This is a genomic window from Cohnella rhizoplanae (assembly GCF_948329515.1).
Classification (GTDB): Bacteria; Bacillota; Bacilli; order Paenibacillales; family Paenibacillaceae; genus Cohnella; species Cohnella rhizoplanae.
Genome location: NZ_CAOJCN010000010.1, coordinates 181,968 through 204,050 on the forward strand (window position 1 = coordinate 181,968; position 22,083 = coordinate 204,050).

Sequence of the window (22,083 nt, forward strand, 5' to 3'; positions counted from 1 at the left end):
TCGACCCGGCGACGGGGGCGAATCGGCGCTCACAGGAGCGCGGCGGATTGGACGGGGGATGGGCGATGGAACAGTTGTGGATGGCGGTCGTCCCTGCGTTGCTGGCGGGCGGGCTTGCCGGCGGTGCGGGCGTTTACGCGGTCTGCCGATCCCGCCTGCGGCAGGCCCGCACGCTGCTCGATATCAGCTTGCAGCTGAATTCGACGCTCAAGCGGAGCGAGCAGATCGGTCTGATCGTGGAGCGGGCCAAGACGATATTGCCGGTGGAGGCGGCCTCGGTGCTGCTGTTTGACCGTGAGAAGCAGGAGCTGTTTTTTGAAGTGGCGACGGGCGGAAAAGGCGAAGAGGTCAAGCGCATCCGCCTGCCGCTGGGCGAGGGCATCGCGGGCCTCGTTGCGCAGTCCGGCGAGAGCATCGTCGTCAACGACGCGGCCTCGGACCCGCGCTGGTCGAGCCGCGTGGCGGACTCGACGGGGTTCCGGACCCGCAATCTGCTGACCGTCCCGATCGTGAACGGCGGCCATGTCGAAGGCGTGCTGCAGGTCGTGAACAAGTCCGGCGGCAGGCCCTTTACCGAGCGCGATCGGCTGCTCCTCGAGGCGGTCGCGCTGCCGATGGCGGTAGCGCTCGAGAACGGGAGATTGTACGAGCAATTGGAGAGCTCGGTGCATGCGCTGGCCGCGACGACAAAAATCAAGGAGCGGCTGGAGAGCGAGCTGCAGATCGCGGGCGGCATCCAGATGAGCTTTTTGCCGCGCACGATGCCATCGGCGCAGGAGCCGTTCGATATTTGCGCGCTGCTCAAGTCCGCCAAAGAGGTCGGAGGAGATTTTTATAATTTCTACAAGATCGATCAGACCCGCCTGTTCTTCACGCTCGGCGACGTGTCCGACAAGGGCATTCCCGCCGCGCTGTTCATGGCGGTCGCGCTGACGCTGCTCAAAGGCAAGATGAAGCCCGACCTGTCTCCCGGCGAGCTGCTCCGCATGGTCAACGACGAGCTGTCCAAGGACGATCCGATGCTGTTCGCGACGATCGTATGCGGCGTGTTCGACGTCGAGACCGGCGAGACGACGCTCAGCGAGGGCGGGCATTGCACCCCGTATCTCATCCGGGCGACGGGCGAGGTGGTGCCGATCAAACTCAGAAAGAGCTTGCCGCTCGCGGCGATGCCGGAGTCGAGCTACTACGATACGGTGGTGACGCTGGCGGACGGCGACCGGCTCGTGCTGTATACGGACGGCATCACCGAAGCGGAGAACGGCGCGCAGGAGCAATACGGCGGTCAGCGCCTCCAGAAATTTCTGGGGATGACGCCGGGGATGTCGAGCGCCGAAGTAATCGACGCCCTGCTGATGGACGTGTTCATGTTCGCGGACGGAGCGCCGCAATCGGACGATATCGCGGTGCTTAGCTTAATGCGGCGATAAAGAGGGGGACGCGCTTTGAGCGGCGACGGAATGTATCGGGACGGCGCGCAGTTGCTGGCGGACGAGCTGATGCTGCTGGAGGAAGGCCTTCGGACCTTGCTCGGGCCCGAAGGGGATAATCCGCTGGCGGACCCGATGGCCGCGCTGAAGGGTCTGGTCGTGACGCCCGGCGAGCTGCTGCGTTCGCCGGACGAGGAAGAAGTTCCTGCCGAGCGTTGGCGCGAATTCGTCTCGCGCCGGCGCGAGGCGGAGGAACGGATGGCGGAAAACGAGCGGCAGAGCAAGCTTGGCGGGACGGCGCTGCCCCTGGCCGAGCTGACGGAACGGCTGGGACTGACCCGCTGGGAGCGGCGGCTTGTCGTGCTCGGTCTCGCCGGCGAATGCAGCAGGCGGTATGAAAAGTGGTTCGGCTACTTGAACGACGACGTGACGCTCAAGTCGGCGACGCCGGATCTGGCGCTGCGGCTGCTGTGCGATACGGCCGCCGAACGCGCCGAAGGCAGGCGCGCGCTAGCCGGACCCAAGGCGCGGCGCTTGCTGCTGGATGCCGGCGAGGATATATATGCCCGTACGCCGGGACTGCGCGAGCCGATCCGGCTCGATCCGCGCATCGTCAGCTTCGCGTTGGACGCGGAGACCGTGGACGCTCGTCTCGACGGTATCGCCCGCCGCTACGGTCCGGAAGACGGCGAGCTGCCGGAGCTGCCGGCCGGCGACGCGTCGTGGCGGATGCTGCAACCGCTGGCGGACGCTAAGCCGCATGCCGGATGGCCGCTCGCGCAGCTGTGGGGGCCTGCCGGCTCGGGCAAGCTGCTCCGGGCCCGCCGTCTCGCGGCTGCCAGAGGGCAGCCGCTGCTGTGCGTGCGCGTCGACCGTCTGCCCGCGGAGGCGCCCAAGCTGGCCGCCGTTCTCGCGCGGATCGCGAGAGAGGCGCTGCTCGTAGACGCTGCGCTCTGCTTCGCCGAGGGAGAGGGCGGCAAGGCGCCGGATCCGGCGCTGCTGGGCGTTTTCGGCGACGCGCTTAGCGACTATGCCGCGTTCGCAGCCCGGCCGCTTGTCTTCTGGACTAGCCGGGACCAGCGGACGCCCCACAGCTTGCCCTCGGCGGAGGGGCGGATGTTCTGGCAGTCCGAGATCGGCCTGCCGGACGCGTCGCGCCGGTCCGCGCTGTGGAAGGATGCGGCCGCCAGCGGGCGGGAAGGCGTGCCGGGGCCGATGCCCAAGCAATACGAAGAAGGCCTGTTCGACGAGCTCGCCGACAAATACCGCCTCACGCCAGGCCAGACTGAGCAGGCTTGGAGACAGGCGCGCCTGCTGGCCGCCGGGGGCGGCCATGCCTGGCCGGGCCTTGCGGAACTGGAAGAGGCATCGCGCGGTCAATTCCGCCACCGGCTATCCGAGATGGCCGAGCGGATCGTGCCCAAGCGGACCTGGCACGACCTGGTGCTGCCGCCGGAGCCGCTGGCGCTGCTGCGGGAGGCCTGCGGACGCTTCGCGCATCGCGGGCGCGTGCTGGAGGAATGGGGCTTCCGCGACAAACTGCCTTACGGCACAGGCCTGCATCTGCTGCTCGCGGGACCTCCGGGCACGGGCAAAACGATGTCCGCCGAGATCGTCGCCGCCGAGCTCGGACTGGAGATGTACCGGATCGATCTGTCGCGCATCGTGAGCAAGTATATCGGCGAGACGGAGCAGCGGCTCCGGGAACTGTTCGCCGAAGCGGAGCAGAGCGGGGCCATTTTGTTTTTCGACGAGGGCGACGCGCTGTTCGGGAAGCGGACCGAGATCAAGGACGCCCACGATAAATACGCCAATATGGAGGCGGCATACCTGCTGCAGCGGATCGAGGCGTACGACGGCGTGACGATCCTGGCTACGAATCTGCTTCAGAATCTGGACGAAGCGCTGATGCGGCGAATGAGCGCGGTGATTAAGTTCCCTGCGCCTGACGCTTCGGACCGCGAGCGGATCTTCAGGGCGCATCTGCCCCCTTCGGTGCCGACGGACGAAGATTTGGATTTGGCGTTTTTGGCCGCGAGGCTGGACGTGGCCGGCGGACATATCAAAAATATCGTGCTGACCGCGGCCTTTCTCGCCGCAGGGGAAGAAAAGCCGATCGGCATGGCTCATCTGGTGCGGGCCGCCGCACAGGAATTGCGCAAGATGGGGAAGATTTGGGTCAAAGAAAACTTTGCGCCATACGATACCGAAAACGATGCAAGTTTTGGATAGCCACTGGGCGTAATTGCCGATATAATAAAAATATTGGCGAAAATTGTAGGAATCTCTTCGGATTCTAGACATATTTATAGCGCCTTCGGGAGGGGTGGCATCTATCGGGTCATATACCGCGATCGCGGAAGTCGGTTCGAGCCTGCTCAAGCTCCTGCGCGAGCAGCTGTCTCCAGATCCGGTCACCCGTCCGGACCTCATCGGTCTGGCATCGCCGGCGGACAAGGGCGACCTTAGTCTGTCCTTGTACCTAGTAGGCGTCCGGGAGAGCGGGGAGGCCCGCAGGAACACGATGCAGTCGCAGGGCGGACAGCTGAGATACCCTCCTCTGGCACTAGATCTTACATACTTGATCACGGCGCATTCGGCAGCCGAGCCGCTTGCCCGTACCCTGGACGAGCATCTGATGCTGGGAAAGGTCGTTCAGGTGCTGTACGACAACGCGGTACTGCGAGCGCCTTACCTTGAGGGATCGCTCGCGATGAGCGGCGAGGAACTCCGCGTTACGGCGGAGAATCTCGATACGGACCAACTGGTTCGGCTGTGGCAGTTCGGCGATCTTCCTTACAAGCTGTCGCTCGTGTACAAGGTCGGGCCGATCCTGCTCGAGTCGACTCGCATGAAGCCGGGACCGCGCGTCGTCGAACGGCGCATTACGCTGCAGGACATCGGGGGAGGGGAGAACCGATGACCGCCGCGCAGTCTACCTTCGTATCCCGCTGCTCGCTGGTCGTCCTGCCCGTCGATCCATGGACGGGGCGCGCCATCTCAGGCGCGGGCGTCGCCGTCCGGCTTGAAGGGCTCCCCTATAGACCGGTGCGCACAACCGAGGGCGGTTACGCGTTCACGGACTTGGCGGGAGGGGAGCTCGTTATCGTCGTAGAGGCCCCGCTCCGGTTGACATACCGCAGAAGCGTCGATCTGTCGACGCTGCCCATGCAGGCGCCGGTGGTGCTGGTGCCGATGCTGCCCGGCTCGCGGCTGGATCCGCCGCCCGGCGCGACGGGGTTGCGGCTGCGTATCTCCGACTCCGCCGGCAAGCCGCTTCCCGGCGTGGGCGTTTTTGCTTGGTTGGAGGAAGAGAGCTGCAGCCGGGGCCGTCTGGCCGACGATTATCCGGCGGGCGCCGACGGGCTCCGATTCGCGCCTGAGAACGGCAGGCTGCTGCCGGGCGATCCGTTCGTGATCATGGATCGCGGCGGCAAGGCCATAGAACGGTGCCGCGCTGGGCCGGATACGGGGCTGCCGGGCACGCTGGCGCTCGAAGCGCCCACCGACCGCGACTGGCGCCGAGGCGCGATCCTGCTTCCCGCGTCGTCGTCGCGCAGCGACAGCGACGGGGTCGCGACGCTTCCGCTGCGCGGCGCCTATCCGGCCCGGTTCCGCGTGAAGGCCGAGCTGTCGCTCGGCGGCAAGCGATCCGCGGCCGAATGGACGGCGGCAGGCGGCACCTTGACTTGGCAGGAGCAGGTAGAATGGCCCGCCGGTTGAACCCGGTCCGGTCGAAGCCGGACCGCATCTACGGAAGGGGGGCGACCTTGCACGCCAAGTCGGGGAACGCATAGCGGCATCGCTTCGCAATTCCGGCCGGGAGTGAGGACAAGACCGAGCAAGTCTCCTAGAGCGCTTGCATGACGTCGTCGCGCTGCGCCATCGGCGGAGGCACGACGTCATTGATTGACAATCAGAGGGTATGCGGATCTCTAGCGCATCCGCCGTCCGTCGGGACACCGCCGGCGGTTGGAGACGCTCGGACGACGCAGCACCTATCCCATCACCGGAGAGGAGGAACTGGCTGCTTACGGATGCGCATCGCGTCAGACATCAGGATGCATTCGAAAGGGAGCCGGGGAATATGGCAGAGTATTTATCGCCTGGGGTATATGTGGAGGAATTCGAGAGCGGGTCCAGACCGCTCGAAGGCGTCAGCACCAGCACGGCCGGTTTTATCGGATTGGCCCAGCGCGGCTCGGTAGAGGGGCTGCCGCTGCTCGTGACCGGCCCTGCCGACTTCCAGCGGGCGTACGGATCTTACTTGTCCGAGAGCGCTTTCGGCAGCTACCGTTTTCTTGCTTACGCGGTTGAACAATTTTTCATGAACGGCGGTTCGCGCTGTTATATCATGCGGGTAGCGCCGCCGGATGCGAGACCGGCGTCCAATGCCGACAACCTGGCGGACGTGCTCTCCGTCTCCGCCAAGAATCCCGGCGCATGGGGCAGCCTGATCAGCGTATCGCTGGCGCCTGCCAGCAAGGCGAAGACCCAGATCTACGAAGTGACCGACAAGCGTTACCGCGTGAAAAACGCAAACGGCTTTTACGCAGGCGACGTCGTATCGTTCTCGGACGGCGAAGACGCGCAGCTGAACCGGATCGTCAGCGTGCAGGACAACGTCATCGAGCTGGCACAGCCGCTTGACGGCGACGTCGTCGACACCGCGCTGCTGCCGACGAAGGTGCTGTCGACCAGCGAGTTCACGCTTACGGTCGTTTTCGGGGACGAGATCGAGATTTTCGAGAAGGTATCGCTTAACCCCGAAGCGCCGTCGTACCTCGATAAAGTGGCAGGACGCTCCAACCTGGTCGATATCCGCGCGCTCGTCACTTCGACGGATGCGGTCGCTCCGTTCGAGCAGTTGACGGGCAATACCGAAGGCGTACTCGAATTCGTCCTTACGGGCGGCAGCGACGGCACGGTCGGCAACCTGTCGGCGGCGGACTTCATCGGCGAAGACCGCGGACCGGGCCGCCGTACGGGCATCCAATCGTTTATCGATAACGACGTCGTCAGCATCATGGCGATTCCGGGCGTAACCGATCCGAACGTCCAGCTGTCCCTCGTCGCGCATTGCGAGAATTTGGGCAGCCGCTTCGCCATTCTCGATATACCGCGCGAGAAGACGAAGGTAGCGGACGTCATGACCCACCGCAACCTGTTCGATTCCAGCTACGCGGCGCTTTATAACCCGTGGCTGTCCGTGTTCGATCCGCTCGACAAACGGAATATTTTCGTGCCTCCGTCCGGTACGATGGCAGGCGTGTACTCCCGTTCGGATACGACGCGCGGCGTTCAAAAGGCGCCCGCGAACGAAGTGCTGCGCGGCGTCGTAGGACTCGACGTCCAGTACAACACCGGCGAACAGGATATCCTGAACCCGGCGGGCGTTAACTTGATTCGTTCGTTCACCGGCCAGGGCATTCGCGTGTGGGGCGCCCGTACCGTGTCTTCCAACTCCCAATGGAAGTATATCAACGTTCGCCGCTTGTTCATCTTCCTGGAGGGCTCGATCAAAGCCGGCACGAACTGGGTCGTCTTCGAACCGAACACCGATCAGCTCTGGGCGCGCGTACAGCGTACGATCGATGCCTTCCTGACCCGCGTATGGCGGGACGGCGCGCTCGTCGGGTCCAGTCCGTCCGAAGCGTTCTTCATCGATATCGGACGCTCCACGATGACCCAGGACGACATCGACAACGGCCGTCTCATCTGCGTCATCGGCGTCGCGCCGGTTAAACCGGCCGAATTCGTCATCTTCCGCATTACGCAGAAGACCGGCTCCGAATAAAGGCAGATTAACACGATCGCGCCGTCCGGACCGGAGGCGCCCATGATATTTTCGGAAGGGGATACCCATGACAGGAGAACGTACGGATCCGTACCGCAATTTTAGATTCCGCGTCGAGCTTGAGGGCTTGCAGCAAGCCGGCTTCAGCGAAGTTTCGGGCTTCGACGCGTCATTTGACGTCATTCAATACCGCGAAGGCAATGAAGTGATCACGCCCCGCAAGCTCCCGGGTCTCGCGCGCTACGGCAATATCAGCCTCAAGTGGGGCGCGACCGATTCCATCGAGTTGTGGGAATGGATCCAGGAATGCGTAAACGGTACGGTAGAACGCAAGACCGTAACGATCATCGCCATCGATGAAGAAGGCACGGACGTGGCGACCTGGCAAGTCATCGAGGCTTGGCCGGTTCGCTACACGGCGCCAAACTTCAACGGCCAGGGCTCGGAAGCAGCGATCGAACTGCTCGAGCTGGCCCATGAAGGCATGACGCGTTCGCAATAAAAATCAAAGCCCGTACGGGCGGCGAGAGGGCTGACCCGCGGTCGATGCAAGCGTCCGCGGAGCAGCCTTCCCGCATTTAAGTCGATGAATCGCCGCACCGTGCATGTTCCCGTATGTATTGAACCTGCGGGACGGATAGATTGGCGAGTAGCCGATTGCCAGAAGTGCAGGTCCGCTAGGCGGACCCGCGTTTCTTGCAGTTCGCCGTTACCGCACCGTGATCGTTTGCGGACGTTGCGGTCCGTAAACTTATTTTCTAAATAAGATTCAAGAGTGGAGGACTCCATTAATGGCTTTTCAAACCGAATACGAATTCGAGCTTCCGCGCGGATACGTCGACGACGCGGGCAATCTGCACAAGCGCGGCGTCATGAGACTCGCGACGGCCGCCGACGAGATTCTGCCGATGCGGGATCCCCGCGTTCAACAGAACGCCAGCTACTTGACCGTTATTCTGCTCGCGCGGGTCGTCACCCGGCTCGGAGAGCTCAAGCATATCGATACGAAAGTCATTGAAAAGCTGTTTACGGCAGACCTCGCCTATTTACAAAATATATACCGCCAGATCAACGATCTTGAAACACCTAAATTGCAAACGATTTGTCCGAAGTGCGACCACGAGTTCGAGGTGGAAGTGGATTTTTTGTCCGTAGCGGAGGGCCTCTCGTAACGTATCCTGCGGATCGTCTATACGAAGAGGTAGGTTTCGTCGCGTATTATTTCCACTGGCCGCACGACGAGATCATGAACATGGAGCACCGGGAGCGCCGACGTTGGTGCGACGAGATCTCCAAGATTAATAAAAAGTTGAACGACGAGCCAGATAAGAACAATCCGTTCGACGTTTTCGGCAGGAGGTGAGCGGATCCATGACGGCAAACGGCGTCGCCCGCGACGTACTCGGCAGCTTCCGCTTCGACGTGGAGCTCGACGGCATGCTGGTAGCCGGCTTTTCCGACGTGCAAGGGCTCGAGTCGCAGACGGAGTTCGAGGAATACCGCGAAGGCGGCGTGAACGGCTACACGCATCGTCTTCCCAAAGGGACGCGTTACTCCCAGATCGTGCTAAGGCGAGGCTTTTCTTCGTCGTCCGCGCTATGGGACTGGTACGATCAGACCGTGCGGGGGACCATGACGCGCAAAAGCGGCTCGATCATCCTGTACCGTCAGGACGGGGAGGAGCTGTGCCGCTGGAATTTTTTCGAGGCGTACCCGGTTAAATGGAGCGGCCCCTCGCTCGATGCCCGCTCCAGCGATATCGCGATCGAGTCGGTGGAGCTCGTACACAACGGTATCAAAGCGATTTTTAACAGGAAGTAGCCCGTCGGACGGTCAGTCGCCGGAACGGAACGGCCGGAAGGAGGAGGAGCATGAAGCGAACCATAAGGGGAATCTCCCGTGCAGCTGCGGGTCTTGTCGAACCGCGAACGATGTACGCGTCGTTCGCCGAAGGGATCAAGCGGAAATACGCGTCGCTGCGCGGACAAACCCGGTCTGCCCGCCCTGCCCTCGTCTTCCGGGCCGTTCCCGCATCAGGCAAGCGCCGTCAGGAATCACAGTCGCCGCGCGAGCAGATCCGGCTGGGCACGGCACCGGCCATCCGGCAGGCTGCGCCTCCCCGTGGGCCAATCGAGACCCGTACGATCGTCAAAGAACGCGTCGTAGAACGGCATACGGTCGTCGTCAAAGAAATCGAGCGTATCATTCGCGAGCAGCGAATCGTACGGGAACAGGCCGTTAGCGTACCCTATCAGGCATCGCAGCGACCTGGCGCTGATCCGCAACCCATGACGCGCGTCAGATCTGACGGCGCCGAAGCGGACAGACGTCTCTCGCAAGACGGCTCGCGCGTGCAAGATCAAGGCGGTCGCGGGGGCGCGGGTACCGACCGCTTGGGCGTGCAGCCCGGCAAGAAGAACGCAGTTGAGCAGCGGCCGAGAGACCGGGATTCACGCGAACAAGGGGCCGGTAACGGGCCAGCGGCTGGGATTAACTCTCGCAAGCGGCAGGCGGTCGCTCGGGGAGAGGATCATGTGCCCGCCAGTCTGCCGGGTCGACAGTCCGAATCCGGCCGGGTCCGTGCCAACGGAAGGTTGCGAATGGACGATAACCGTCCAAACGGAGAAAAAGACAAAGCAAGTCTAGACTCGGCAGAAGTCCTTAACAGGGCGGCGCCGGATTCCATCCTGAACGTTCCGGAGGACCTGGGGTTCACGGTTGACTCGGACTTTAAACCTGCGAGAGAGGCTCCCGAGCTATCGCAGAACGACTCGCTTAAGCTGAGCGGGACGGGATTGGCGAAGGAAGGCACAACGGGAGCTGCGAGGCTTGAAGGGGCAGGTGGATCTTCTGAAGTCTTGCGCCGAGATCGTAAGGATGACCCGGCTGTTGAAGGTGCGAATAAGCGGTATTCGTTACGCAAGCCCTTGGTTGGGCAAGGCTTCGACGCAAGGCAGGTTGTACAGGGGAAGCCGCAAAAGAGAAAACGGCCCGGCGTTATGGCGGTGTCGGTACCGGCCGTGCGGCAGTTGATGGCACGATTGGCTGGCACCGGGCATCAAGCGGGCCACCTTAACAAACGGACGCTGACCATATCGTCGCCCCGATTTGTACACGCCGTTGGACGAAGGCAGCGCCGCGTCGAACCGGGCGAACCGGGATCCAGCGCGGGACTGCCGCAGAGGGCGGCATCGCCGACGAGGCAGCAACACAGTGAAGCGGCAGGAGCATTGCCTAAGCCGGAAACACCAGAAGCGCAATCGGCGCCGGTACGAAACCGGCGCGACATGTCGATTCCGGACCCGACGATTCGCAAGGGATGGGATGCGCAGGTGCCCGGTGGAACGGATCCATATACCGAAGCGAATTCGGGAGAGATCCGCCCGGAGTCAGTGTCCGGCGGAGGCGTCGGCGGTATCGAAGGCAGCGACGGGCAGGGCGGCTACCGTACTGGCGGTATGGATCGCTCGATCGAACGAGAAGGCGAATACCCAGATTATTCCGGCACGGACGCCTCTCTCGGCAAGCAGCGTCTCGCTCCGCCGGAAGCAAACCGGTCGCATCGGCGCTACGATCCAAAAGGAGCAAGTATACCACCTGGACAGCACCATTCTGATGCTGCGATAGGCAACAGAACTGGCGGAGAAACCGCCGCTGCTGGCACAGAAGGATCCGGCCATGCGCATTCGATAGATGCGCCGAGCTCCGAGCAACTTCAGGGGCTGCTTCGTGAAGGCAGCCTTGATGAAACTGGAATGAAGCATCGATATGCTTCTGTAACCGAGACCGATCCGCCGGCAACGGGTGAAGGGAGCGCGGAATCCTCAGCAGAATCGGGTCCTGATGCTTCTCGGAAGCCGTTCAACGCGGAGATGAAGCCTTGGATTCAACGGTTCACGTTAGCGGCAAGGGCTGTCGGCGGATCGCAGGTGACGCCGATCGCGATTTTGGTTCACGGCGGCGTTCGGAGACCGGCCAAGATAGGTACATCTGCGCTTCAGCTAAGCAGAGACTACGGCCTAAGATGGCAGCTTGGTTTAGAGCGCCCGGACCATCCGACGGATCCGAGCTCGCCGGAGCTTAGATTGGATGCTCCGATGGCTAGGCAGACCGGCCTTCCAGCCATGTCTGCGACTCAGCGTAATGACGGGGATGGACAAGATGCTTCTCAGGTTCCGGGCCTCTTTGGCAAAAAGGCCAATCGAAAAAAAACGAACGAAAATTCGCTGCACAAGCAAGTCGATTCGTTCCGATCCGAGAGGGCGTCTACCTTCGGAATGGACGTAACGACATCTTCGCCAGATTCGCAAGCGAACGTCCTTTCCACTAAGCCTCAAGCGGGATTAGGTGGTCGCATGGGGGAGACGCGGCGTGCTGCAGGACAATCGAACGTTCGGTATTCGGGAAATCAGGAGATCGGGCGAAACGGCTCCTCACCGAAGCTAATATTCCGTCGGGGGAGCTTGCCGGGCTGGACGAACGGAACACGCAAGGTCGCGATCGGCGCTCGCGACGAACGGGCCGCGAGGAAGAGCGAAGAACGCCTGGACCTTGGCCGCGCTCCGGGCGAGAGTTCCCCTGCAGCCGGTGCGGCGTTTGATGTTCCAAGACTGCAGTTCAAGCTCGGAAGGCCGAGAAGTGTGACAGGCGAAACGCAAGCAAAAGCGGAGGGTGCCGCGAAACGGGTAGAATCCGTTCCCAGCCTAGCGACACCGAGGCGTGCGCTCAGCGGTCCGCGCTTCGTGCTCAATCGAGGCGCCGAAAAGGCATTTCCGTATGGACAACGGATCGCGGAGAGCCGGATGATCTTAGCGTCTCGCCATACGACTTTGAAGAGTCAAGGCAGCCTACTTAAAGGGCAACAACCGGGTACCCGCCACGACGCTCGCGATGACCGCAGCTCGTCACTGGCTTCATGGGGCGAACAGAAGCTTCCTGCTGCGCACGGCGCCGAACGGGGACGGGGATTCAGTAGGGCGAGGCTTTCCGCGGTGCGGGGGTCGGCGGCTATGGCGAATAAACTCAGAAGTCCCCTTCGCGGGAATACGGATTCGCGGGAAGGTTCTGCATTCGATCGTGCAGCCGGCCAGGTCTACCTACGCGGAACCGGTTCCTCAAAAAGGAGAACCATGGCAAGTTCTGACGGTGAACCTTTCAAAGATTCGGTGCCGCCAGTTGACGCAGCGCGGATACGAGGAACACCCGTTCAGCCAGTTGGAATCGCTTCTCCGTCCGAGCGTTCGTCATGGCCGAGGCTCGCCGCGCGGCAGCCGACTGAGATTCGGCCCATGCCGAACGGCATCGACGGGGGACTAATTAATAGAACGAAGCATTCAGCAGATTCATCGGCGGACGATAGAGTCCGTGTCATTCCAGGCAAGTCATTAAGCGCGTTGACCTCGGTCGGTAGGGCAGCGAGCGCGATCGGCTTTCCAAGGAGCTTGGCCGCGCAGCCGCTGCACTTGCGCAGCAGGCGAGCAGCCGACGCTCGACCCGTCGACTACGCGCAATCAGGGTCGCATCCGGCTGGTCGAGCGTTTAGAGCGAGCGCCCGGTTAACAGCATCGCCGGCGAGCCGCGATTCCGAATACGGCCAAGAGCATAGCCGGTTCCGGTTCGGGCCAGGTGGCGGAGTTACAACCGCCGCGCATAGGCCGATGCGACTGACCGAAAACGCCGCCGCCGTTGACGGATCAGGCACGGAAACAAGAAACGCGTTGCGACTTCGCCGCATCGGCGGCCAAGACATGGCCGGCTCCGCAACGTCGGCTGAGTCCATGCCGTCTGGCGACGTGCGGCCGGGTGGACTGAATCTCGTTGACCGTAGTCCGGCAGCGTCCGCCGTGCGGCCAGGTGTACTGAAGCGCGGGGATGGCCATCCGACAGCGTCCGCTATGCCGAGCATCGCGTTTCGCCGCGGCCTGACGCCGACGGCAGCCGGTCACGCCCTGCGCCGCGGAGCCACGCCGGTCTCGCCGGCTGCGCCGGCGATCGGCATGTCGCATCGCATCGGCGCGGCGTCTGCGGCATCGGCCGAACCGGCGCCCGCCGCGCTAGTTACCGCCGCAGCGGCCCCTGGCGCAGCATCCGCGCCCTCGGCCGCGGGCTACGCCGCCGCGCATCTCCGCTACGCGGAGCGGCCGCGCGGCGCAGCCCCGGCACCGCCCGGGCAGCCGGCTGCGCCTGCGCCCTCCGCCGAGATGGAGCTGCGCCGCCAGTCTAGGCCGGCTGCACCGGCACCGGCGGCGGAGTCGCCCGCGCCGGTGCAGTCCCAGCTCAGCGCGGAGCAGCTGCAGCAAGCGGTCCGCGCGATGCCCGAGCTCGATCCCGAGCGGCTGGCCGATACGGTATACACGGCGCTGATGCGACGGATGAAGTTCGAGCAGCGACTTAGCGGATATTGACGGAGGAATCCACGATGGCCCTTTCCAAAGCCAAGATCGTCATCATCAAGAGCAATTCGCAGGAGACGGTCGACGTGCTGTTCAATCCGGGCGAGTACGTGCTTCAGGCAGGCAACAGCTACTCCTGGCACTCCGTGCCGGGCCTGCAGTCGCCGATCGCACAGTTCGTGAGCGGCGAAGCGACGACGCTGACGATGGATCTGTTTTTCGACACGTATGAAAAGGGAACCGACGTGCGCACCCATACGTCGAAGATCAGCGGGCTCCTGCAAGTCGATAGCGACCTGCATGCGCCACCCTTGTGCAGATTCGTATGGGGATCGCTCAACTTCAAGGGGGTAGCCGAGAAGGTATCGCAGCGGTTCACGATGTTCCTGGACACCGGGATCCCGGTGCGCGCGACGCTGAACGTAACGCTTCGCGCCGTGATGGGCATGACCGAGCAGTATCAGCAGGTGCCGAGGCAATCCGCCGACCGGACGAAGCAGAAGACGCTGAAGCAGGACGAGCAGCTGTGGATGCTGGCGGCCGAGGAATACGAGGATCCGTCCAGATGGCGCGCGATCGCGGAGGCGAACGGCATCGACAATCCCAGGCGGCTGCCCGCAGGGCGGAAGCTCATAATTCCGAGATTGGAGTGAGGAGCGCGTGACGGTAAAGTTCGATACGACAACCTACGACCTGGCCGCACTAGAGAGCAAATACCGTTCGTTTTTCGCGCCGTCTTTCGAGATCCTGATCGACGGACAGAATCTCGTGCGCCTCGGCGCCGCCGTGCCGTCGCTGCGCGTCACTTCGCGCACGGGCATGTTCTCGGACCATTTCAACTTTCGCATCGTCAATGCCTTCGATCCGGTCGCCCGCTCGCTCAAGTGGATGGGATCCCTCGTCGACGTCGGCAAATCGATCACGATCAACATGGGGTATACGGACCGCTTCGAGACCGTGTTCGAGGGAATCGTCACCGGCGTCGGCGTCGACTATCCGACCGGGGGACTGCCCGTCGTGAGCGTCAAAGGGATGGACAAATCGATGCTCATGATGCGCAGCAAGCAATCGAGCCAATGGAAAGACAAGCAGGCGAGCGACGTCGTGAAGCAGATCGCCGCGAAGTACGGACTGACGCCCGTCGTCGACGACACGATGACCCCGATCCCGCGCATCGAGCAGCACCGGGTCAGCGACTTTCATTTTCTGCATTCGCTGGCCTTCGACAACGAGCGCGACTTCATGGTAATCGGGTCGAAGCTGTATTTTAAAAAACGCAACACATCGGCCGCCGAGGTGCTCACGCTTACTTATGGCAAAAGCCTGCTCAGCTACACCGCCGAGGTCGATATCTCCAATCAGGTGACGCAGGTCGTCGTTCGGGGGATCGATCCGGATACGCATCAGGCGATCGAAGCGAAATCGCGCGCGGTGGACGTCATCGGGACGAACGGACGCTCCGGCCCCAATATCGTAGGCGCGCTGTCCTCTTATCTGATCGAGACCGAATTCATGGAGTATACGACGGTCGCGGCGGCGCAGAAGCTCGCGGATTCGATGATGCACGACAAGGCGATGGAGCTCGTCACCGGATCCGGGACGTGCATCGGCTTGCCCGAGATGCGGGCCGGACGGTTCATCAAGCTGGAAAACGTCGGCAGGCAATTCAGTCAGCCGATGCTGCTCAGCAACGTGACGCATGCCATCGATACGAGCGGCTTCGTCACCAGCTTCAACGTGGAGGGGAACGCCATATGATGGGGCAGGACAATCCCGGACTGCGGCCGAACGCGAACAGCGTGAACGGCGTCATGGTCGCCACCGTCACGAATAACAGCGATCCGGAGAACCGCAACCGCGTCAAGCTGAAGTTCGCGGTGCGCGAGAACGACAACGAGACGGATTGGGTGCCCATCGCCTCGCTGATGGGGGGCGGCGGCCGCGGCACGCTGTTCGTGCCCGAGGTCGGGGACGAGGTGCTCGTCGCGTTCGAGATGGGCAGTCTCAAGCTTCCGTACGTGATCGGCAGCTTGTGGACCAAGAACAGCCTGCCGCCCGCCAAGCACGAGAAGAACGACATCCGCAAGATCCGTTCGCGCGCCGGTCACGAGATGCTGTTCCAGGACACGGACGGCGACGGCAAGATTACGATCAAAACCTCTAAAGGCTTCAAGCTCGACATTTCCGAAAAAGAGAACAAGGTCGAGGTGGCGACGGACGACGCGGGCCAATCGGTCGTGCTGACCGGCGGAGCGACGGGGACGGTCGTCGTCAAGTCCGCCGGCGCCAAGATTACGCTGGACAAGAGCGGCAAGATCACGATCGAAGCGCCGAACGCGGTCGAGATCAAGGGGACGCAGCTCAAGATCGAAGCGTCCGCCCAACTGACGCTGAAGGCGGCGGCGAGCATCGATATGAAGAGCGACGGCATCATCAGCATCAAAGGCTCGATGGTCAAGATCAATTAACGAGTCCGCCCGGCGCCTTCGCGCCGGCGAACGGGAGGGAGACGCGCATGTCCGCATCATTTCTCGGCAAAGGCTGGCGCTTCCCCGTCGGCGTCGACGCCACGACCGGCCGCATGCTGATGTCCGAAGGCGATGACGACATCGCGGAGGCGATCCGCATCGTGCTGATGACATCGCGGGGGGAGCGAGTCATGCGTCCGGGCTTCGGCAGCGGACTGGCCGGTTACGCCTTCTCCGGGCTCGACGAGACGACGCTTCGCTTGCTTGAGAGCGACGCCCAAGAAGCGATCATCGTCTGGGAGCCTCGGGTGAAGGACGTGGAGGTGCGCGCGGAGACGGATCCTTCGCGGCCCGGCCGCATCTTGCTGTCCGTATCTTATGTAGTCCGTTCGACCAATAACTTGTTTAACCAGGTGTATCCTTATTATCTGGATGAAGGCACCAAATAAAGGAAAGCGCAGCGGGAGGACTCGAGGGCATGAAGCCAGATTCAACGGACAGGACGGGCATACGCCTCCCTCCGCCGATCGACGGCAGCGACATCGCCGCCTTCGCGGAGCGGTTCAAGGCGATGGCGCCTCACTATACGCCGGAGTGGCGATTCTCGCCGGACGATCCCGATGCGGGCACCGCCCTGTTCTTCCTTGCGGCGGAGATGCTGGAGGAGAACGTCAAGCGCCTGAACCGCGCGCCGCTGAACAACTTCATCGCTTTTCTCGAGCTTCTGGGGGTGAAGCTGCAGCCCGCGCGGGCGTCCCGTTCGATGGTCGTGTTCCGCCTGGCCGAAGGCGCCTACGTGCCCGTTTACGTTCCGCAGGGAACGCAGCTGGCGGCGGCAGCGCCGGACGGCGGGGAGGACATTCCTTTCGAGACGGAGCAGGCCCTGCTGGTGACGCCCGCGAGACTCGTCGCGTGGATCAACGTCCATCCGCAGCGCGACATCATCGTGCGCGCCTCCGGCGCTTACGACGACGAGCTGGCTGCCGGCGCGGCGCCCGAGATCTCGGTGTTCGGCACGGAGGGGGACAATCTGCAGCGTCACGAGCTGTACATCCGGCACGACGAGCTGTTCGAGCTTGACCGCCCGTCCCGGCTCACGGTCTCCTGGTTCAACTCCGCGAGCCGGTACGTCGAACCCGAGCTGGCGCGCGGCATGGCGGACACGGAGCGGCTGGAATGGTCCTGGTACGACGTAGGCCTGGGCGACTGGAGACTGTTCGACCGGGTGACGAGCGAACGCAACGAAGTGACGTTATGGAAAACGACCGCCGGCAGCCTTGGAGCAGCGGACGTGAACGGAGAGCTGGGCCGCTGGATCCGGGCGAGGGTCAAACCGGATCCTCTAGCGCTCGCCGCCTCTCCAGCGCTCTCTGTCATTCCCGAGGTTGAGCTGCTGTCGCTGCGCGGCGAGCACGACCTGGCAGCGGATCCCGACGGCATATCGCCCGCCTTGCTGTATTCGGGCGATCTGGAGCTGGATCCTGAGGGGTTTTATCCATTCGGGCAGCAGTTCGTGCAATATTCGCTGTTCCATCTCTCCTGTCCGGAAGCGTTCAGCAAGCGGGGCAGCCGCATGACGCTGCGGTTCGAGGCGAGCTGCGAGCCATGGGAGCTGCGCATGGCGCCGGATCCCGAGGTCCGGTGGCGGATGGTCATGCGGACGTCCGACTTCGCCCGCAAGCCGCCGCAGCGACTGTTCGTGCGCCGGATGCTGTGGGAGTACTGGAACGGCGAGAGCTGGATGCGCTTGCCCGGCAGCGGGCGGTACGAGGAGCTGTTCGCGGACATCTCCGAACGCGAGGACAAGCGCTACGCGCTTGAGCTGGACTGTCCGACCGATTGGCAGCGGACGTACGTCAACGGCAGCTCCGATTGGTGGCTGCGCGTGCGCGTGGCCGCCATGGATGCCGTCAACCAGCCGGTCGTCGAATACATGACGCCCCATCTGTCCCGCATGTCCCTGACGTACGCGTATCCGTCCGCCGCCCGCATCGCGCCCGAGCAGTCATTCTCGCTCAACAACGCGGAATGGTCCGACAAGTCCGCGCAGCTGAGACAGGGAGGGGAGCCGTTCAAGCTGTTCATGCCGATCGCGTGCCCGGCTCCCGCCGTCTATCTGGGGTTTGACCAGCCTCCGCTCAAGGGACCGATCCGCCTGTCTTTTCAATTAGGGAGGCGGGTGCCCGCCGAGAGCGCCGCGCCGTCGGTCGAATGGGAGGCGCTCGTCCGCGAAGGCTTAACGCTCAGCTGGGTGCCGCTGAAGGGGATGGATTCCACGAACGGATTCACGGAGTCCGGCACCCTTCAATTCGCCGGCCCGCCCGGGCTCGCGTCCGTCCGCTTGTTCGGAGAGGAGCGGGTATGGCTCCGCGCGTTGAACCGCGACGGCGCTTATGGGGCCAGCGGAGCGAAGGTCCCCACCGTGCTGCGCGTCGACCGCAATACGGTCTCCGTCGTACAGCGCCGTACGATGCACGACGAGTATCCGGAACGGTCGGGCGACGGCTGGCAGCTATCGGCGGCGCCGGTGGTGTCGCAGGAAGTATGGGTCGACGAGACCGGCTTCGTCAACGATCAGTCGCTGTCGGAGATGGACGAGGATCGCTACGAGGTCCATCGCGACAGCGAAGGGAGACAGACGCGGTTATGGATCCGCTGGGTCCCGGTCGGGTCACTGGCCGGATCGCTGTCGCACGACCGGCATTACGAGATCGACGAAGCCTCGGGGAGGCTTCGCTTCGGCAATGCCAAGACCGGCATGGAACCGCCCCTAGCCGGCACGGATAAGATCAAGGTCACGTATCAGGTTACCGAGGGCGCGAGGGGCAACGTGCCGGCCATGTCGATCCGGAGCCTGCTGCAGCCGATCGCGTTTGTCGACAGCGTCGGCAATCCGGCGGCGGCGGTCGGAGGCGGAGACGCGGAGACGCTGGCTAGCGCGATGGAGCGGGGACCGCAGCATGCGCGCCACCGCGGCAGGGCGGTATCGGCATCCGATATCGAATGGATCGTGCGGGAAGCCGATTCGTCGATCGTCCGGGTACGCTGCCTGCCCGGCCGAGACGCCCGGCTGCGGCGCTCGCCCGGCAGAGTCGTCGTCGTGGCGCTGCCGCTCGGCAGCCGCGAAGGCGTCGCGTTTTTCCCGGGGATCAAGAAGAAGATCGAAGCGGCGATGCACGCCAAAGCCTCCAATCTGCTCCTGCAAGGCGGACGGCTCGCGATCATCCCTCCCGCTGTGCTGGAGATATCCGTCACGGTAGTCGTACGCGTCAGTTCCGCGGACGACATCGTGCCGGCGGAGGCGGATTGCCTATCGGCGCTTAACCGTTATCTGGATACCCGCGCCGGTCAGCTGGACGGCCGCGGCTGGCAGATCGGCGAGACCGTCCATGCTTCGGCGATGTACGGCTTGCTGCAATCCGTGCGAAAGGTGGAGGCGGTGGAGCTCCTGCATACGAGCATCGTCGCCTTCGAGCACGGCGAAGCCCGGGAGGTGCCGGAATCGGCGCTGGCGGATTATCCGCACGGCATCATCGCATCCGGCATCCACACGGTTACGGCGAGAATGGGATAAGGGCGGCCGCAAGCCGAGGGTGACATACCGCATGCAATAGTTAGCGCATATCCGCGTGCTTCGCAGCGTTGCCGAAGACATAAACCTAGAGAGGAGGTGCGTTGCCGATGCTGCCCAAACTGCCGCTGGACGACCGAACGTTCGATGGCATCATGCAGGAAGCCCGCCAAGGGATTCAGCGCCGCCTGCCGGAGTGGACGGACGAGAACGCGCACGATCCCGGCATGACGATGCTGGAGCTTTTCGCTTGGATCAGCGAGATGCAGCAATTCTATCTGAGCCGGGTGCCCGATCGCAACCGGCGCAAATTCCTGGAGCTGCTGGGCGAGGCGCCGCGCCAAGCGACGGCAGCCGCCGCGCTGGCCTCTTTCTCCGGGATCTGCGAGACCGCCCGGCTGCCAGTCGGCTCGAAGCTGCTGGCGGAGGACCAGATTTTCGAGACGAACTCCGCGCTGACGCTCCGTCCGATCGGCATCGACCGGATCGTCACGCGCACCGAGCGCGAGGCGAGCGACCGGACGGCATCCAACACGCAGGGCGACGTCGCGTTTTTCGCGTTCGGCTCGGACGCGAGGTCCGGTAGCCGGCTGTACGTGTCCTTCGACCGGGAGCCGCCGGTCGGCGAGCCGATCGAGCTCACGATCCTGCTGGCGGAGGACGAGGCGAGCGGCGTCTCCGGCAGCGTGCCCGGCGGCTGGGCCGGCGCGATCGGACGCTCGCTTGCCTCCGGGGAAGCGCGTCCGGATATCGTGCCTTCCGCGCGGGTCGCCTGGAAGGGCTATGCGCTGGACGAACAGACCGGCGTTTCCGCTTGGCTGCCGATCGAGCCGGTCGTCGACGAGACCGTGCATCTGAGCTTCAGCGGGCGCGTGTCGCTGACGCTGACCGCGCCTCTCCGTCCGGTGCTCGTCCATCCGGCGAACGACCGGCCCAGATGGTGGATCTGCTGCGCGCTCGAGGAAGAGGGGTACGAGGAGCCGCCGCGCATCGACCGGATCCTGCTCCATACGGCGCTTGTCGTCCAGCGCGATACGAAAAGCGAGTCGCTCGAATACGAGGTTCCGGCGGAAGGACCGGTGGTGCTGACCGCCGACACCTATCTCTCGCGCTACGGCTTGCAGCGCGTGCAGGTAAGGGAGCCTGACGGCCGATGGCGGGAGTGGCGGGAGGTCGCGGATCTGCGATCGGCCGGACCGGAAGACCGCGTGTACGCCTTATCCGCGAGCGCGGGAGGCGGCGCCGTCGTCGCGTTCGGCGAGGGGGAGCGCGGCATGCGGCCGCCGGCGGGCCCCGGCGCGGTCCGACGCATCCACGCCGATCTCTCCTTTGCCGACAAGCGGTTTATCGGCCGCAGCAACGGACTGCCTCGGCAGCGCTTCGTCGTCTACGATCTGCCCTGTCGCCGGCGGGAGCATTTCATCCTCCAGGTTGGAATACAGGGAGACCGCGAAGGCGAGTGGCTGTGGGAGGATTGGCTGCCGGTCGAGGACTTCGACCGCTCCGGACCGCTCGACCGCCATTATACGTACGATCCGGATACCGGCGAGGTGCGCTTCGGCGACGACGAGCGCGGCGCGATCCCGCCGGCATGCGACCAGCTCAATTTGTGTCTCGTCGTCTGCATACTAGGCGGAGGCTCCCGAGGCAACATCAAGCCGCATTTGCTGACCGAATGGGTCTCGGATGCGCAGCGGGCGCTCGGCGTCTCCGTGACCAATGCGGGCTATGGATTCGGCGGCGCCGAAGGCGAGGATGTCGGCGAATGCATCGCGCGGCTGCAGCAGGAATGGCTGATGCCGCATCGCGCCGTGACGGACGATGACTATGCCGTCATCGCGCAGACTACGCCAGGTCTCAAGGTGGCCAGGGTGCATGTCCTCTCAGGGTACGCGCCCGGACGATCCGAGCCGGAGGCCCATGCGGTAACGGTCGTGGCGATGCCGTACAGCCGGCAGCCGACGCCGAGGCCGAGCCGCGGTTTTCTGCAGACGGTCGCGAGGCACCTGGACGAGAGAAGGCTGATCGGGACCGAGGTTCACGTGATCGCGCCGGAATACGTCAAGGTTACCGTGCATGCCATTATCGTCGTCGAGCCGGAGTTCGCGCAGGAGACGAAGCGGATTACGGCCGTCCTCCATGCGCTGCTCAGTCCTTCCGGGAGTCTCAAGTCGCCTGAAGGCTGGCCGTTCGGCCGTCCGGTGTACAGAGGCGACGTCTTCGCCGCGCTTAGCCGCATCGGCGGCGTGTCGTACGTGCAGGATCTATGGCTGGACGGAGAAGGAAGGTACGCGGCGAAAAGCCCGGGGGGAGACGTGCTGCTGCCGCCGAACGGGCTCGTATACTCCGGCGAGCATCGCATCGAGCTGCTCAGCAGGACCCAGGTGTAAGCCGCATTGCCGGCGATGCCTTGCAGAGAGGAGGA

At 63.6% G+C, this 22,083-nt stretch carries 18 protein-coding genes; 16 read left to right on the plus strand and 2 right to left on the minus strand.

Features of this window, described 5'->3' with window-relative positions:
• The first annotated feature begins 47 nt into the window (after nucleotides 1-47).
• The 9 genes from PQG80_RS16430 to PQG80_RS16465 all read left to right on the plus strand — a co-directional run bounded on the left by PQG80_RS16430 (nucleotide 48) and on the right by PQG80_RS16465 (nucleotide 9,048).
• The gene (locus PQG80_RS16430; protein ID WP_271752492.1) at nucleotides 48-1,430 is read left to right on the plus strand and encodes a PP2C family protein-serine/threonine phosphatase; all 1,383 of its coding nucleotides are present in this window, start codon (nucleotides 48-50) and stop codon (nucleotides 1,428-1,430) included.
• A 15-nt stretch (nucleotides 1,431-1,445) separates the two neighbouring features.
• Nucleotides 1,446-3,662: an AAA family ATPase gene (locus PQG80_RS16435; RefSeq protein ID WP_271752493.1), complete on the plus strand. Its 2,217-nt coding sequence runs from the start codon at nucleotides 1,446-1,448 to the stop codon at nucleotides 3,660-3,662.
• Between the two features lie 94 nt (nucleotides 3,663-3,756).
• On the plus strand, nucleotides 3,757-4,353 hold the full coding sequence (locus PQG80_RS16440) for a Pvc16 family protein (protein WP_271752494.1): 597 nt from the start codon (nucleotides 3,757-3,759) through the stop codon (nucleotides 4,351-4,353).
• Nucleotides 4,350-5,153 (plus strand): hypothetical protein, encoded by an 804-nt coding sequence (locus PQG80_RS16445; RefSeq protein ID WP_271752495.1) that lies wholly within the window; start codon nucleotides 4,350-4,352, stop codon nucleotides 5,151-5,153. Before PQG80_RS16440 ends, PQG80_RS16445 begins: the two co-directional genes overlap by 4 nt.
• Before the next feature lie 364 nt (nucleotides 5,154-5,517).
• Nucleotides 5,518-7,227 (plus strand): phage tail sheath family protein, encoded by a 1,710-nt coding sequence (locus PQG80_RS16450; protein WP_271752496.1) that lies wholly within the window; start codon nucleotides 5,518-5,520, stop codon nucleotides 7,225-7,227.
• Between the two features lie 67 nt (nucleotides 7,228-7,294).
• Nucleotides 7,295-7,729, plus strand: coding sequence for a phage tail protein (locus PQG80_RS16455; protein ID WP_271752497.1), 435 nt, complete (start codon nucleotides 7,295-7,297; stop codon nucleotides 7,727-7,729).
• A gap of 289 nt (nucleotides 7,730-8,018) precedes the next feature.
• Nucleotides 8,019-8,399 (plus strand): phage tail assembly protein, encoded by a 381-nt coding sequence (locus PQG80_RS16460; RefSeq protein ID WP_271752498.1) that lies wholly within the window; start codon nucleotides 8,019-8,021, stop codon nucleotides 8,397-8,399.
• Nucleotides 8,339-8,590: a DUF6760 family protein gene (locus tag PQG80_RS28855; RefSeq protein ID WP_334219823.1), complete on the plus strand. Its 252-nt coding sequence runs from the start codon at nucleotides 8,339-8,341 to the stop codon at nucleotides 8,588-8,590. Before PQG80_RS16460 ends, PQG80_RS28855 begins: the two co-directional genes overlap by 61 nt.
• Before the next feature lie 8 nt (nucleotides 8,591-8,598).
• Nucleotides 8,599-9,048: a phage tail protein gene (locus PQG80_RS16465; protein WP_271752499.1), complete on the plus strand. Its 450-nt coding sequence runs from the start codon at nucleotides 8,599-8,601 to the stop codon at nucleotides 9,046-9,048.
• Between the two features lie 233 nt (nucleotides 9,049-9,281).
• On the opposite strand, the gene PQG80_RS16470 is transcribed toward PQG80_RS16465, so the two are convergent.
• Together PQG80_RS16470 and PQG80_RS16475 are read right to left on the minus strand one after the other, a co-directional pair.
• On the minus strand, nucleotides 9,282-9,566 hold the full coding sequence (locus tag PQG80_RS16470) for a hypothetical protein (RefSeq protein WP_271752500.1): 285 nt from the start codon (nucleotides 9,564-9,566) through the stop codon (nucleotides 9,282-9,284).
• Between the two features lie 1,050 nt (nucleotides 9,567-10,616).
• Nucleotides 10,617-10,991, minus strand: coding sequence for a hypothetical protein (locus PQG80_RS16475; RefSeq protein ID WP_271752501.1), 375 nt, complete (start codon nucleotides 10,989-10,991; stop codon nucleotides 10,617-10,619).
• A gap of 1,983 nt (nucleotides 10,992-12,974) precedes the next feature.
• Between PQG80_RS16475 and PQG80_RS16480 the strand changes: the two genes are divergently transcribed.
• From PQG80_RS16480 to PQG80_RS16510, 7 genes are all read left to right on the plus strand, one after another.
• The gene (locus PQG80_RS16480) at nucleotides 12,975-13,631 is read left to right on the plus strand and encodes a hypothetical protein (RefSeq protein ID WP_271752502.1); all 657 of its coding nucleotides are present in this window, start codon (nucleotides 12,975-12,977) and stop codon (nucleotides 13,629-13,631) included.
• 14 nt (nucleotides 13,632-13,645) lie between these two features.
• Nucleotides 13,646-14,272 carry a CIS tube protein gene (locus PQG80_RS16485; RefSeq protein WP_271752503.1) on the plus strand — a complete coding sequence of 209 codons (627 nt, stop codon included), beginning with the start codon at nucleotides 13,646-13,648 and terminating at the stop codon, nucleotides 14,270-14,272.
• A 7-nt stretch (nucleotides 14,273-14,279) separates the two neighbouring features.
• Entirely contained in the window at nucleotides 14,280-15,377 is a 1,098-nt protein-coding gene (locus tag PQG80_RS16490; protein ID WP_271752504.1) for a phage late control D family protein, read from the plus strand.
• Complete coding sequence (locus PQG80_RS16495) at nucleotides 15,374-16,087, plus strand: phage baseplate assembly protein V (RefSeq protein ID WP_271752505.1); 714 nt, start codon at nucleotides 15,374-15,376, stop codon at nucleotides 16,085-16,087. Before PQG80_RS16490 ends, PQG80_RS16495 begins: the two co-directional genes overlap by 4 nt.
• Nucleotides 16,088-16,134: 47 nt before the next feature.
• Nucleotides 16,135-16,536 carry a GPW/gp25 family protein gene (locus PQG80_RS16500; protein ID WP_271752506.1) on the plus strand — a complete coding sequence of 134 codons (402 nt, stop codon included), beginning with the start codon at nucleotides 16,135-16,137 and terminating at the stop codon, nucleotides 16,534-16,536.
• A gap of 29 nt (nucleotides 16,537-16,565) precedes the next feature.
• Nucleotides 16,566-19,661, plus strand: a complete 3,096-nt coding sequence (locus PQG80_RS16505; RefSeq protein WP_271752507.1) for a baseplate J/gp47 family protein — start codon at nucleotides 16,566-16,568, stop codon at nucleotides 19,659-19,661.
• Nucleotides 19,662-19,768: 107 nt separating this feature from the next.
• Nucleotides 19,769-22,048, plus strand: coding sequence for a putative baseplate assembly protein (locus PQG80_RS16510; protein ID WP_271752508.1), 2,280 nt, complete (start codon nucleotides 19,769-19,771; stop codon nucleotides 22,046-22,048).
• Nucleotides 22,049-22,083: the final 35 nt, after the last annotated feature.